The organism is Streptomyces sp. P1-3, assembly GCF_050613155.1.
GTDB lineage: Bacteria > Actinomycetota > Actinomycetes > Streptomycetales > Streptomycetaceae > Streptomyces.
This window is the reverse complement of record NZ_CP192512.1, coordinates 7,344,431-7,357,778: the sequence shown is the minus strand read 5'-3', so window position 1 is coordinate 7,357,778 and position 13,348 is coordinate 7,344,431. Positions and strand designations below refer to the sequence as shown.

Annotated in this window: 10 protein-coding genes; 2 read left to right on the top strand and 8 right to left on the bottom strand. The window is 72.5% G+C overall.

Going from position 1 to position 13,348, the window contains the following annotated elements; all coding sequences use genetic code 11:
• Window positions 1–6 precede the first annotated feature (6 nt).
• The 6 genes from ACQUSR_RS31380 to ACQUSR_RS31355 all read right to left on the bottom strand — a co-directional run bounded on the left by ACQUSR_RS31380 (window position 7) and on the right by ACQUSR_RS31355 (window position 7,754).
• The gene (locus tag ACQUSR_RS31380) at window positions 7–1,422 is read right to left on the bottom strand and encodes a DUF1996 domain-containing protein (RefSeq protein ID WP_431046404.1); all 1,416 of its coding nucleotides are present in this window, start codon (window positions 1,420–1,422) and stop codon (window positions 7–9) included.
• Between the two features lie 48 nt (window positions 1,423–1,470).
• Entirely contained in the window at window positions 1,471–2,148 is a 678-nt protein-coding gene (locus ACQUSR_RS31375; RefSeq protein ID WP_431046402.1) for a DUF4142 domain-containing protein, read from the bottom strand.
• A 228-nt stretch (window positions 2,149–2,376) separates the two neighbouring features.
• The gene (locus tag ACQUSR_RS31370; protein WP_431046400.1) at window positions 2,377–4,461 is read right to left on the bottom strand and encodes a SpoIIE family protein phosphatase; all 2,085 of its coding nucleotides are present in this window, start codon (window positions 4,459–4,461) and stop codon (window positions 2,377–2,379) included.
• A gap of 61 nt (window positions 4,462–4,522) precedes the next feature.
• On the bottom strand, window positions 4,523–5,431 hold the full coding sequence (locus tag ACQUSR_RS31365; protein WP_431046398.1) for a carbohydrate ABC transporter permease: 909 nt from the start codon (window positions 5,429–5,431) through the stop codon (window positions 4,523–4,525).
• Window positions 5,428–6,360 carry a carbohydrate ABC transporter permease gene (locus ACQUSR_RS31360; RefSeq protein WP_431046396.1) on the bottom strand — a complete coding sequence of 311 codons (933 nt, stop codon included), beginning with the start codon at window positions 6,358–6,360 and terminating at the stop codon, window positions 5,428–5,430. Before ACQUSR_RS31360 ends, ACQUSR_RS31365 begins: the two co-directional genes overlap by 4 nt.
• Complete coding sequence (locus tag ACQUSR_RS31355) at window positions 6,357–7,754, bottom strand: ABC transporter substrate-binding protein (RefSeq protein WP_431046394.1); 1,398 nt, start codon at window positions 7,752–7,754, stop codon at window positions 6,357–6,359. The genes ACQUSR_RS31360 and ACQUSR_RS31355 overlap by 4 nt, the downstream gene beginning before the upstream one ends.
• A gap of 151 nt (window positions 7,755–7,905) precedes the next feature.
• Here ACQUSR_RS31355 and ACQUSR_RS31350 point away from each other — a divergent pair, with 151 nt between their 5' ends.
• Window positions 7,906–9,231 carry a 6-phospho-beta-glucosidase gene (locus tag ACQUSR_RS31350; RefSeq protein ID WP_431046392.1) on the top strand — a complete coding sequence of 442 codons (1,326 nt, stop codon included), beginning with the start codon at window positions 7,906–7,908 and terminating at the stop codon, window positions 9,229–9,231.
• A 60-nt stretch (window positions 9,232–9,291) separates the two neighbouring features.
• On the opposite strand, the gene helR is transcribed toward ACQUSR_RS31350, so the two are convergent.
• Window positions 9,292–11,460 carry an RNA polymerase recycling motor ATPase HelR gene (gene helR / locus ACQUSR_RS31345; RefSeq protein WP_431046390.1) on the bottom strand — a complete coding sequence of 723 codons (2,169 nt, stop codon included), beginning with the start codon at window positions 11,458–11,460 and terminating at the stop codon, window positions 9,292–9,294.
• 159 nt (window positions 11,461–11,619) lie between these two features.
• Here helR and def point away from each other — a divergent pair, with 159 nt between their 5' ends.
• Window positions 11,620–12,258: a peptide deformylase gene (def, locus tag ACQUSR_RS31340; RefSeq protein WP_431046388.1), complete on the top strand. Its 639-nt coding sequence runs from the start codon at window positions 11,620–11,622 to the stop codon at window positions 12,256–12,258.
• Between the two features lie 15 nt (window positions 12,259–12,273).
• On the opposite strand, the gene ACQUSR_RS31335 is transcribed toward def, so the two are convergent.
• Window positions 12,274–13,269: a helix-turn-helix transcriptional regulator gene (locus tag ACQUSR_RS31335; protein ID WP_431046386.1), complete on the bottom strand. Its 996-nt coding sequence runs from the start codon at window positions 13,267–13,269 to the stop codon at window positions 12,274–12,276.
• Between the last annotated feature and the right edge of the window lie 79 nt (window positions 13,270–13,348).

Here is a 13,348-nt window from a genome sequence, read left to right as displayed (position 1 = left end):
GTCCGGTCAGCGGCACTCACGGCCGTCGTTGACGCAGTCCACCGCCTCCGCCATCAGCCGGTCCGGCATCACGTTGATGAAGTCGCCGTGGTCGGTCACCGGCTTGTGGAGCTGCTCGGGGAAGCTGTCGACGGCGAACAGCGTGCCTTGCGGAACGTCGTAGACGATGCGCTGCACCAGCTGGGGGATGGCCCGGAAGCCGTTCCCGCACGAGCCGTCGGCTTCGGCGAAGGCGACGTGAGTGCGGTGGTTGGCGCTGTCGGTGTTGCGGCCGTCCCAGCAGTTCTGGAAGGCGAAGGTACGCACCACCTTGCTGCCCTCGGGGCACAGCGGATACTTGTCCTTCAGCTGGCGGTTCTCGAATCCGGTGCAGCTCCATGAGGCGTTGGCGTTGCCCGGGCCGTTGGTGAACGCCTTGGCGTCGCCGGTGATGATCCGCAGGAACCGCGGCATCGCGGTGACCTCGCCGACCGGGCTGCCCTGGAAGGTGATCGTCACCTCGTCCGGGGTGAGGATCCGGCCGACGTTGGCGTCCTGTCCGCCGCCGGGGGCGTCGGCGTCGCGTTCCCGCTGGCCGTCGCGGAGCCGCAGCACCGGCCAGTAGTACGTGGACTGGTCGCCGTTGTCGCAGGTGGTGCCGGACGCCGCGAGGCTCTCGTCGGTCGAGAAGGCGTCGGTGGACTCGTTGCCGACGTAGTCGTGCATGTGGTGGGCGCCGTTGCTCACGCCCGGCGCGACGATCACGTTGTCCGGGTTGAAGTGGCCGTTCTCGTTGCGGCCGCAGGCGGAGGTGAACGTCCCGGTGGAGGCTCCGTCGCGCTCCTGGGGCCGGTCGGCCTCGGGCCTGACCGTCGTGATGTCGACGAAGTCGTCCCGGGACGGCCCGACGCCCTGGCCTTGCCCCTGATCCTGGCCCTGGTCCTGATCCTGGCCCTGATACAGGTCCTGGTCCTGGTCCTGGACTTGGGTCTGGTTCTCGCTCCGCACCTCGCAGGCGCTCATCCCGCGCAGCCGGTCGGCCTCACCCGACCCGGCGCCCATGGCCCGTACGATCCGGTCGATCGTCGTGCGGCGCTGGGCGTTCAGGTCGGTGAGCACGGCGTCGCCGCCGTCCCGGCCGGAGGCGAGCCGCCGGTAGGCGTCGGCCACCTGCTCGTCCAGCTTCGCCAGGTCGGTGTCGATGGAGGACCGCGCGCCGGACGGCACCCAGCGCAGCCGGTCCCCCACGTCCGGGCAGTCGACCGTCCGCACCTGCTCCCGCGCCGTGTCGCCACCGCCCTGGTCACCGGCGCCGCTTCCCGCGGAGGCGGTCGCCGCGATGGCGGCCACCCCGCCGGCGCCCAGCGCCAGCACGGCGGCCAGCACCACGTACGGGCGGGCGAACCGCGCGCGTTTATGGGTCTGTTCCCGCTGTTCCCTCATGAGATCACTTCGCTTCGTCATCGTGGTGCGATCGGTCAGTGCGATCGATCAGTGCGATGGGTGGGTGCCGTCGGTGAGTGCGTCGAAGTCCACGAAACCGGTGTCCTCCAAGACCGTGATGTGGTCGAGGACGACGGTGTTGGCCCGGGTCGCCAGTGACCGGACCATGGAGTTGCGGCTGTTGGCGCGGATCTGCGCGACCAGCGAGAAGACCTTTCCGTGCGCCTTCCGCAGCAGGTTGGCGAAGAGCCGGTCGTACTCGCGGCCGCGCGCGGCCTCCAACTGGGCCAGCCAGCCCTGCTGTTCCTCGGTGGGCTGATTGGCCAGGTCCACGCCGACGTCCCGCCCGACCTGGATGACCAGCCTGTCCAGCTCGGTGTGGCCCTCGACGAGGTGTTCTCCCGCTGTCCGCACCGCCGGGGTGGTGCCGCGCTGCTGCGCCTGGCGTCCCGCGGGCAGCTCCCACAGTCCGGCGAGCCGGACCTTGCGGACGAACTCCCGGTCCAGCGGGGTCAGCGGCCCGTACTGGGTGCTCATGACCCCGCGTCCGTCGTCCTCCCCCGCCGCCGGGCCGGCGGCCGCCGCGCCGCCGCGGCCGAAGAGCTGAACGGGGATCAGCAGGGCCACGAAAGTCGCGGTGAGTGCTCCCACCACCAAGGTGGTGGCGAGCATGTGCCGGGACTCCACTGTGCCGCCGAGGACGAGTCGCCGTAGGCCGGGTCGCATGAGCACCCTCCCTTACTCCGGGCCGGATGAGATGCGACGGGACGCTAGCGCCGGGCGGCGGGGTACCGGTGAGGGTTCGTCACCCATGGACAAAGAACGGCCGGGCCCCGGAATCCCTGGTACGGTGCGGCGGATCGGCGGCCCCACCTGCGGGTCCCCCGGCTCCCGGGACGCCGGTCACGGCCGTGCGCCGGTTACGGCCGTGCGCCCGTTACGGCTGTGCGTCGGTCACGGCCGTGCGCCGCCGTCGGGGAGCGTCATGAACTCGCACCACACGACTTTTCCGCCGCCGCGCGACTCCACGCCCCAGACGTCGGTCAGCCGGTCCACCAGCAGCAGGCCGCGCCCGGAGACGCCGGCCTCGCCGGGGTCCCGCCGCCGGGGCAGCGCGCTGGAGACGTCCTCCACGTCGACCCTGAGCCTGCGCTCGGCCCCGCTGAGCATACGGACGGTGACGATCGCCCCGCCGTCGGTGTGGAGCAGCACGTTGGTCATCAGCTCGTTGGTGACGAGTTCGATGTCGTCGGCCCGGCCTCCGGTGCCCCACGCCCGCAGCGCCGCGCGGAGCATGTGCCGGGCGGAGGACAGGGCCTCCGGATCGCCCTGGGCGACGTGCTGCTGGAGCCGCCCGCTGGACTGGGGTACGTCGCCGCCCTGGCGGCGCAGGAGCAGCAGGGCGATGTCGTCCTCGCCGCCGCGCGCCTCCGCCATGGCGCACAGTTTGTCGGCGAGCGGCTGGAGCTCGCCGGGGCCGTCGCGGACGATCCGGGTGAGCAGGTCGATCCCGTCGTCGAGGTCGTCGCCGGGCTGCTCGACGAGTCCGTCGGTGTACATCAGCAGGGTTTCGCCGGGGGCCAGCTCCACGGTGGTCACCGGGTATTCCAGGCGGTGGAACTCGGCCGAGAGCCCGAGGGGGAGGCCGCCGGCGACGGGCAGTCGCCGACAGGTGCCGTCGGTCTGCCGCAGCAGCGGGTCCATGTGCCCGGCCCGTACCACGTGCATCGCCCCGGTGGCGGGGTCGACCTCGGCGTAGACGCAGGTGGCGAAGCGGTCGGTGTCCAGCTCGTACAGGAACACCGAGGCACGGGCCATGACGGTGGCGGGGTTGTGGCCCTCGGCCGCGTAGGCGCGCAGCACGATGCGCAGCTGGCCCATGACGGCGGCGGCGTGGGTGTCGTGGCCCTGGACGTCGCCGACGGCGACCCCGACCCGGCCGCCGGGCAGCGGGACCACGTCGTACCAGTCGCCGCCGATGTCCCGGCCCAGGCGTGCGGAGCGGTAGCGGACGGCGACGCGGGCGCCCGGGATGACGGGGATCCGGCGCGGCAGCATGGCCTGCTGGAGCCCTTCGGCGAGGTCGTGTTCCTGCTCGAAGAGCATGGCGCGCTGGAGGCTCTGCGCGATGCTGGTGCCCAGGGTGATGATGAGGTTGCGGTCCTCCGCGGTGAAGCCCTCCTTGTCGCTGTAGAGCAGTCCGAGCGCGCCGATGGGCCGGCCCTGGGCGATCAGCGGGAGATACGCCGCCGAGGCGACGTCCAGGGGTTCGATGTGCGGCCACAGCACGGGGTAGCAGCTCTCGAACTCCTCGCGCGAGACGATGAAGCGCGGGTTGAGGGTCCGCACCACTTCGCTCATCGGGAACCGCTCGTCGATGCCGGTGTACTCGAACTCCGGGACGTTGCTGCCGATCTGTCCCTCGGCGACGATGTGGATGCGGGTGCCCTCGACCAGGCCCAGTATCACGCTGACCAGGCCGAGGTGGCCGAGCGCGCGGGCGTCCTCGAGGACGTCGATGACGTCGGAGACGGTCCGGGCGTGCGCCAGGATGACGGTGACCCGCTCCACCACACTCGTCTGGCGGACGCGCTCCTCGTCCAGATCGGCGCGGCCGGCGGCGTCGGCGAGCTCCTGGGTGGCGTCGCGGAACACGCCGAGGATCCGGTGCGGGCGGCCGCCGCTGTCGCGCTGGATGCTGCCCTGGACGTGGATCCAGCTGTCGGGGCCGTCACCGTGCCGGGCGCGCACATACGTGCTGTAGCCGCTGCTGCCGTCCTTGAGGGCCTGCGAGACCTGGGCGTCCAGGCGCGCCGACTCGGCGCCCGGGAGGAAGCGGGCGAGCGACGCGGGCTGCCCGTCGTACTCCTCCGGGGTGACGCCGAGCACCCCGAGGGCGCTTGAGTCCATGTGCATCAGGCCGCTGTCGAGATCCCAGTCGAAGCAGCCCATGCGGTTCAGGGCCAGGCTCAATTCCGGGCGGGCGGGCCAGTCGTCCGGGTCCTGCGCGGCGGCCGACGTCGCTCCCCGATCAGCCATAGAGCCACTCTGCCACCATTTGTCCGGATTTTCGATGTGGCGGCACAGGCGTACGGGAGCGTCACTCCTTCACCGACCCGGTGAGCATGCCCGCGATGAAGCGGCGCTGCAACGCGAGGAAGACGACCACCACGGGCAGGGCGATCAGCACGGCCGCGGCGGCGAGCAGCGAGGTGTCCGAGCCGTGCTGCCCCTGGAAGAAGGCCAGCCCCAGCGGCACCGTGCGGTGCTCCTCGTCGCTCACCATGACCAACGCCATGAGGAACTCGTTCCACGTCCACATGAAGGTGATGACGACCATGGTGGAGATCGCGGGCCGGCCCATCGGCACCAGGACGCGCCACAGCGTGGTCCAGCTGCCCGCCCCGTCGATCCGGGCGGCCTCGATCACCGCCCGGGGGGCACCGTTCCGGAAGTACGTACGCATCCAGAAGACGCCGAAGGCCAGGGACTGGGCGGTCTGCGGCAGGATCAGCGCCCAGTAGGTGTCCGTCAGCCCGGCGTGCCGCAGATCGAAATAGAGCGGGACGACGAGGGCCTCCTGCGGCAGGGCCAGGCCGATCACGAAGAGGTGGAAGAGCGTGTTCGAGCCGGGGAAGCGCAGCACCCCGAACGCGTACGCGGCCAGGATGGACAGCACGGCCGAGGCGGCGACGACGGCCACCGCGACCAGGACGGAGTTCGCCAGGTACGTACCGAAGTGGCCACGGCTCCAGGCGTCCGCGAAGTTGCTCCAGTGGAGGCCGTCCTCCGGGAGGGAGAAGCCGGTGTCGAGGGAGTCCCGCGGGCCGAGGGCGGTGGCCAGGATGCCGATGACCGGGGTGAGCGACACGGCGGCGAACGCCGTCAGGATGCCGTAGGTGACGGCGCGCTCCAGGCGGGTGCTCGTGGGAGGCGCGGCGCGGCGGCCGCGCGGGGTCGGCGCGATGCGTCGGCCGCTCGCGGTGGGCGCGCTTCGTCGGCTTCTCATGGGCGGCGCCCTTCGGCCAGCCGGGACACGGCGACGGTCAGGGCGAAGATCACCACGGTGAGGGCCACCCCGACGGCGGCCGCGGACCCGACCTGGTTGGTCTCGAACGCCCGGTGGTAGACCTCGTACGCGGGCACGGAGGTGGCGTTCCCGGGGCCGCCGCCGGTCGTGATGTAGATGAGGTCGAAGTTGCGCAGTCCGGCCACGATGGTCAGGGTCAGCGCGACCGCGATCTGCGGCCGCAGGCCCGGCAGGGTCACGGTACGGAACTCGCGGACCGGCCCCGCGCCGTCCACGCGTGCCGCCTCGTACAGCTCGCGGGGAATGCGCTGGGCCCCGGCGAGGAACAGCACCACGCAGAGCCCGGTCTCCACCCAGGTGCCGACCAGCCCCACGGCGGGCAGCGCCCAGTCGTAGTCGCCCAGCCAGGGCCGGGCCAGGCGGCCGAGGCCGACCGTGTGCAGGGTGTCGTTGAGCAGCCCGTCGGGGGCGAGGATCGAGCGCCACGCCACGCCGACCACGATCAGGGCCAGGACCTGCGGCAGGAACAGGGCCGTGCGGAAGAAGGCCATGCCGCGCACCGGGGCGCGGGAGAGCACAGCGGCCAGCAGCAGTCCGATGGCGACCGGCAGCGCGGAGTAGAAGACCAGGAGGAGCAGGGCGTGGCCGAAGGTGGCCCGCAGGTCGGGGTCGGTGAACAGGTCGCGGTAGTTGTCCAGGCCGGCGGGGGTGGCCCGGGTCAGGCCGTCCCAGTGCAGGAAGGACAGCCAGACCGACTGGCCGAAGGGGTAGAGGAGGAAGGCCGAGTAAAGGGCGAGGGCGGGGAGGATGTAGAGGTAGCCGACGGCACGCGGCTCGCCGGGGGCCCGCCGCCGGTACCGGCCCAGGTGCTCGTCCAGGTGTCGGCGGCGTCCTCGGGGCCGCTTCACCTCGCGCCCGCCGGGGCCGGTGGCGCCGACCGCTGCTTCCTGATGAAGGCGCCGTAGTCCTTCTGCAGGGTGGCGGCGAAGCGTGCGGGCGACAGCCTTCCGGCGACGACGCCCTGAAGGTGCTCGGAGAGGGTGTCGTAGAAGCTGGGCGTGGCGTAGTCGAGATACGGCACGAGCCCGTCGGCGGCACTGAGCCGCCGCCAGCCCGCGATCATCTGGCCGTCGACGGTGTCCGGCGGCACGCGGGAGGCGGCCTCGCCCGCCACCGCGGGCAGCACCCCGTGCGCGGTCATCACGTCCGCGGCGTGGCCGCCGGTGAGGAAGTCGAGGTAGGCGGCGGCGACTTCGGGGTGCCGGGACCGGGACGTCACGGACCAGGCCAGGCCCTGCCCGCCGGTGGTGACGGGGTCGCCGCCCGCGGTCGCCGGGGGCGGCGGCATGAAGCCGAGCCGGTCGCCCATGGCCTTCTTCAGCTGGGCGAGCTGCCAGGTGCCGGTGAGCAGGTACCCGCCCTCGCCGGAGGCGAACTTCTTCGCCGCGTCCTCGTAGCCGAGGCCGTTGGCGCCCTCCGGCAGGTAGCCGCGGTCGGCCCAGTCGGCGAGGGTCGCGGCGGCGGCGCGGGTATCGGCGGTGTCGAAGCCGGGGCCGTGGCCGAGGACGGTGTCGCGGACGCGCGCGGCGCCGAGCCGGCCCTGGAGTACGCCGAAGGTGTGGATCGCCGGGTACTTGTCGAGGTTGCCGAACTGGACGGGTAGCTCGCCCCGGGCCTTGAGCCGGCCGAGACCCGCGGTGAAGTCGCCCCAGGTCCTGGGCGGCGCGAGCCCGGCCTTCTCCAGCACGTCCTTGTTGTAGTACAGGCCGATGTACTCGCCGGTCTGCGAGATGCCGTAGAGGCGGCCGGCGCCGAACCGCCTGCCGTCGGCGGAGACCCGGTTGAGGTTGAGCAGGGTCGCGGGGTAGCGGGTGTTCCACTCGTAGATCCCCGCGTAGTTGTCCAGCGGGGCGAGCAGCCCGGCCTGGACGAAGGCCACCATGTCCGGGTAGCCCTGGTTGGCCTGGACGACGTCGGGCGGATTGGCGCCGGAGAGCGCGAGCTTGAGGGTCGCCTTGAGGTCGGTGAAGCTGCGTGCCACGCGTTTGACGCGGACGTTCGGGTACTTCTCCTGGAACTCGCGGTTGAGCTGCTCCAGTTCGTCGTTCTGGCCGCCGCGTATCTCCTGGTCCCAGACCGTCAGCGTGACCCTGCCCGCCGTCGCCGGGTCCGGTATGGACGTACCGGCGCCGGGGCCCGGGGCGCCGGCCGCCGACCCGTCGGTGCCCGGTACGCACGCGGCGGCGAGCAGGGCGGCACCCGCCGCCAGCACCGCGGGCCGGGCCCTCCCGGATAAGCCCATCGCGATCTCCTTCCGGCTCGGTCCGGCCCCGATCGGCCCGGCGTCAAGTCACGGAAACCTTGCAGCTCGGACGGGCCCGGGGCAAGAGGCCGAGCGCGCTCGCGCGGACTCGCCCACGTGGAGTACGTTGCGAACCGGAGGTACTGAGCGTATGAGGCTGACCGTGCTCGGCGGCGGCGGGTTCCGCATGCCGCTGGTGCATCGGGCCCTTCTCGACGACACCGGCGACGAGCGGGGCCGCTGCACCGACCTGGTGCTGTACGACACCGACCGGCAGCGCCTGGACGCCATCGGCGCGGTGCTCGCCCATCAGGCGCGGGGCCGCCCCGCCGCCCCGGCGGTCACCGCCACCACCGACCTCGACGAGGCCCTGCGCGGCGCCGACTTCATCTTCTCCGCCATCCGCGTCGGCGGTCTGGAGGGGCGCACCCGCGACGAGCGGATCCCGCTCGGGCAGGGGGTGCTCGGCCAGGAGACGGTCGGTGCGGGCGGGGTGCTGTACGGCCTGCGGACGCTTCCGGTGGCGGTACGGATCGCGGAGCGGATCGCCGCCCTGGCCCCGGACGCCTGGACCATCAACTTCACCAACCCGGCGGGCATGGTCACCGAGGCGATGCAGCGGATCCTGGGCGACCGGGTGATCGGGATCTGTGACTCGCCGATCGGGCTGTGCCGCCGGGCCACGCGCGCCCTGGGCGCCGACCCGGACCGGACGGTCTACGACTACGTCGGCGTCAACCACCTCGGGTGGCTGCGGCGGGTGCTGGTCGACGGCCGGGACCGGCTGCCCTCGCTGCTCTCCGACACGGCCGCGCTGGAGTCGTTCGAGGAGGGCAGGCTGTTCGGCGCGGACTGGCTGCGGACGCTGGGCGCGCTGCCCAACGAGTATCTGCACTACTACTACTTCAACCGGGAGTCGATCGAGGCGATCAGCGCGGCGGACGCCACCCGCGGCGAGTTCCTGCGGGACCAGCAGGCGGGTTTCTACCGCGCGGCCGCCGCCCGGCCGGAGAACGCCTGGCAGGCGTGGGAGCGCACCCGGCTGGAGCGCGAGGAGACCTACATGGCGGCGAGCCGGGCGGCCTCCGGCGGGTGGGAGCGCGACTCGTGCGACCTGGAGGGCGGCGGCTACGACCGCGTGGCGCTCGCCCTGATGCGCGCCGTCGCCCGCAACGAACGCACCAAGCTGATCCTCAACGTACGCAACCGGTCGGCCGTGCCGGGGCTGGACGCGGACGCGGTGGTGGAGGTGCCGTGCCTGGTGGACGCGGGCGGCGCCCACCCGCTGGCGGTAGGCGCCGTCGCCCCGGACCAGCTCGGCCTGATGCTCTCGCTCAAGGCGGTGGAGCGTTCGACGATCGAGGCGGCCGCGGACGGCGGCCGCCCCGCCGCGCTGCGCGCGATGGCCCTGCACCCGCTGGTCGACTCGGTGCGCGTGGCGGACCGTATTCTGCGCGCCGCGCTGGACCAGGAGTGAACGCCTGTTCAGACGGTCTGCCAGGGCCCGCACTCGGCGATCGCGTTGCCTCGACCGAGGTCAGGAGCTCGTGAGGATGACGAGTTGCCGGGTCGCTCGGGTCATCGCGACATAGCGGTCGACCGCTCCTTCGATCCCCTCGCCGAACGCGTCCGGGTCGATGAGGACGACCAGGTCGAATTCGAGCCCCTTCGACAGCTCCGGGGTCAGCGACCGGACGCGGGGCATCGCCCGGAACGTGCCCTCCCCGATGTCACCAGTGCCGATGACGCAGGCGATCCCCTCGGCATGCGCGGCGAGCCAGGTGTCGAGGATCGAGTCCAGGTCCGAGACGGATCCGTGGACGACGGGGACGTCGCCGCTGCGGATGGAGGTCGGCACATTGGCGTCCGGGAGCACGGCCCGGATGGCCGGCTCGGCTTCCGCCATGACCTCTTCCGGCGTCCGGTAGTTGATGCTCAGGGAGGCCACGTTGATCCGGTCGAGCCCGACCCGCTCGAGCCGCTCCTGCCACGACTCCGTGAACCCGTGCCTGGCCTGGGCGCGGTCCCCGACAATGGTGAAGCTCCGGGACGGGCAGCGGAGCAGCAGCATCTGCCACTCCGCGTCGGTCAGTTCCTGAGCCTCGTCCACGACGATGTGCGCGAACGGGCCGGCGAGCAGGTCCGGTTCGGTGCCGGGCAGTGCCGTCTCGTCGATCAGGCTGTCCTGTAGGTCCTGTCCGCGCAGCATCGTCACCGCTCCTTCACCGTCGTCGTCGGCGGCGAGCACGTTGTCGATGACGTCGGCCATGCGCGCGCGTTCGGCGGCGACAGCGGCGTTGTGCCGACGCTTCCGTCGCGCCGCCTCCGGGTCGCCGAGCCGCTGCCGTGCCGCGTCCAGGAGCGGCAGGTCGGACACCGTCCAGGCCTGGGGCCGGTCCTTGCGCCGAAGCTTCGAGACGTCATCGGGGCTGAGCCAGGGAGCACACATCCGCAGGTAGGCGGGTACCGACCACAGGTCTCCGACGAGGTCGGCCGCTTCGAGCAGCGGCCACGCGCGGTTGAGGGTCGTGACCAGCTCTTCGTCGTGCAGCAGCGACCTCCGGAACAGGTCCGGCGGGACGTCGTCGCCGTCGTGCTTGTCCATCAGGATCGTGACCAGCGCCTCCCAGACCTGCTCGCGCGCCTCGTTGTGCGGAGTACCTGGTTCCGGTGCTTCGAACGCCTCGGCCCAGTCGTCGGCGCTCAGCCAGATGTCGGACCAGTGGGTCGTGACCGTCATCCCCTCGGTGGGCGGCTCCTCGTAGAACCGGACGGCCGTCTCGATGGCCTTCACCATGTCCGCGGAGGACTTCAGGCGGGCCACGTCCGGGTCGGCCTCGATCGCCGCTGCGGCTCCCTCGGCGACCAGGTCCCGCAGGGTGCAGGTCTGCACGCCCTCCTCTCCGAGGCTGGGGAGGACGTCGGCGACGTAGGCCAGGTAGGGCTGGTGCGGACCGACGAACAGCACGCCGCCCCGACGGTGACCGAGGCGGGGGTCGGAGTAGAGGAGGTGGGCGGAGCGGTGCAGGGCGACGACGGTCTTCCCCGTGCCCGGACCGCCGTCGACGACGAGAGCGCCGCGGGATCCCGCCCGGATGATGGCGTCCTGGTCGGCCTGGATGGTGGCGAGCACGTCTCGCATCCGGCTCGACCGGTTGCTGCCCAGGCTGGCGATGAAGGCGGACTGGTCGTCGAGCGCGGCGTGCCCTTCAAGCCCGTCAGCGGTGAACACTTCGTCCCAGTAGTCGCTGATCCGGCCGCGGGCCCAGCGGTACCTGCGGCGGCTTGCCAGACCCATCGGGTTGGCGTGGGTCGCCGCGAAGAACGGCTCGGCCGCGGGCGAGCGCCAGTCGAGCAGCAGCCGCCGACCCGCGCTGTCGGTGAGGCCGAGTCGTCCGATGTACACGGGCTCGGGGTTGTCCGCGCCGACGATGTGTCCGAGGCACAGGTCCAAACCGAAGCGGCGCAAGGCGCGCAGACGACCGGTCAGCCGGTGGATCTCCATGTCCCGGTCCATCGCCTGCCGGCCCATGCCGCCGGGCGCCCTGAGCTCGGCATCGAGGCGGTCGGACAGTTCGGCGATCGTCTGCTCGAGGCTCTCCGCGATGGCCGCGAAGTGCTGGTCGTCGGCGGCGATCAGCATCGGGTCGGCCTTGGCGGAGAGACGGTCGGGAAGGTCGAACGCGCTGGTGGTCAGGGGGGTCAATGAATCTCCTGCTTCCTCAGGTTCTGGGCTCGGCGAGCGATTCTGCGGCACGACCCGGGCCTTGCCGCAAGCCCCCCGGTGCGCTATAAGTTGAAAGTGGCAAGGAGTGGGTACTCTCCTTTGCCCTGACGGGCGTCGCGGTCATGCGAGGCTGTCCCCATGCCGATCCCCGTTTCCTCCCTGCCCGAGCTGGTCGAGGCGCTGCTCGCCGGTCCGCGGCCACTGCCCATCGTCGCCGCGGGCGACCCTGTCCTGCGGACTCCCGCGGCGCCGTACGAAGGGCAGCTGGCCTCCGGGCAGTTGGACCGCCTGGTGCGGACGATGCGGGAGACCATGCGTGCCGCGCCCGGTGTGGGGCTGGCCGCTCCCCAGGTGGGCATCCCCCTGCGGCTGGCCGTCCTGGAGGATCCGGCCGAGGTGAGCGATGAGGTGCGGGCCGTCCGCGGCCGGGTGCCGCTGCCGTTCCGGGTGCTGGTCAATCCGGTGTACGAGCCCGTCGGCGACCGGAGCGCGGCCTTCTTCGAGGGCTGCCTGAGCGTGCCCGGCTGGCAGGCGGTGGTCGTACGCCACGCGGACGTGCGGCTGCGCGGGCAGGACGAACGGGGGCGGGAGCTGGACGAAGAGGTGACGGGGTGGCCCGCGCGGATCGTGCAGCACGAGACGGACCATCTGAACGGCACGCTCTACCTCGACCGCGCCGTGCCCCGTTCGCTGTCCTCGGCCCAGGCCATGGCCGAGCGGTGGTCGCAGCCCACGCCCGCCGCGGCGGCCCGCGCCCTCGGCTTCGACCTGCCCTGACGGCTCCTGGCCCGCTCACCCGGCGGAGCCCCCGTCACCCGCGGAGCCCCCGTACCCGGCGGAGCCGTACACGGCGGTGATCGCGGCCGCCGCGTGTGCCATCTCGCGCCGGGCCTCCGGCGGGCCCAGGACCTCCACGTCCGGGCCGAACTGGAGCAGTTGGCGGACCGCCCGGAGCACCGGGTACACCAGCTCCGCCGTCGCCCACTCCCCCTCGGGCACGGGCTCGTCGGCCAATTGCGGCCGGGTGATGCGGATGAAGAGAGCCAGCCGGGCGGTACGGACCCGGACGCGGACCCGGACGCCGTCGGAGCGCTGTTCCACCTCCGCGCGCAACGCGTCCCAGGCGTCGGCCAGTTCCACCCCGTCCCGGCGCCGCACGGGCGCGTCGGTGACCGTCGCCGCGGCCACCCGGTCCGCCCGGAACAGCCGGGCCCTGCCGCCGCGGTCCGCGACCAGGTACCAGGTGCCCGCCTTGGCCACCAGCCCGTACGGATCGACGGTGTAGGTGCGCGGCTCGGTCCGGCCGCCGTGCCGGTAGCGGATCCGCAGCCGGCGGTCGGTGAAGACGGCGGTGTGCAGCGCGTCCAGATCCACCTCGGGGCGCGGCCCGGCCAGCCAGCCGACCGGGTCGACGAGGATGCGGCGACTGGTGAGTTCGGCGGTGGGGCGGTGCGGGGCGGGCAGCGCGGCCATGACCTTGCGCAGCGCGGAGCCCAGCGCGCCGTCGAGGCCGAGCGCGCTGTGCGCGCCCTGCGCGGCGAGCACGAACAGCGCCCGCGCCTCGTCGCCCGTCAGCCCGGTGACATCGGTGCGGAAGCCGGGGAGCAGGGCGATCCCGCCGTGCCTGCCGCGTTCGGCGTAGACCGGGACCCCGGCCGCCGACAGCGACTCGACGTCGCGGTAGATGGTGCGGGCCGAGACCTCCAGCCGCCGGGCGAGCTCGGTGGCCGGGACCCGGCCGCGGGTCTGCAGGAGCAGCAGGATCGAGAGCAGGCGATCGGATTTCACCCCGCCAAGACTGCCGCAGAGCCGCCCGGAAAAACATGACGGTGGGTGTCAGGTTATCGCGGGATTCTCCTCCCACCTG